Annotated in this window: 1 protein-coding gene; it reads left to right on the top strand. The window is 59.7% G+C overall.

Annotation, left to right across the window (positions count from 1 at the left end; all coding sequences use genetic code 11):
* On the top strand, nt 1-206 hold a 206-nt coding region (locus G1E_RS26445), incomplete at both ends, for an immunoglobulin-like domain-containing protein (protein ID WP_047150270.1).

Below are 206 nucleotides of genomic sequence, written 5' to 3'. Positions count from 1 at the left end.
AACACCACTGTGGCCGAAGGTGGCAAGATCACTTACACCGTGACCCTGGTCAGCGCTGATCCAAGCCTGCCAGTGACCAACCACAAGGGCCTGACCTTCACCCTGACCGACGGAACCACTGTGACCGTCAAGGCAGGCGAGGCCACCGGTTCGGTTACCGTCACTGCGCCAGACAACGTCTACGTAAACGATCCGGTCACCATCAC

The organism is Pseudomonas sp. TJI-51, from assembly GCF_000190455.2.
In the GTDB taxonomy this organism is placed as follows: domain Bacteria; phylum Pseudomonadota; class Gammaproteobacteria; order Pseudomonadales; family Pseudomonadaceae; genus Aquipseudomonas; species Aquipseudomonas juntendi.
Note: the sequence above shows the minus strand (reverse complement) of the source record. Positions and strands in the feature narration are given on the sequence as shown.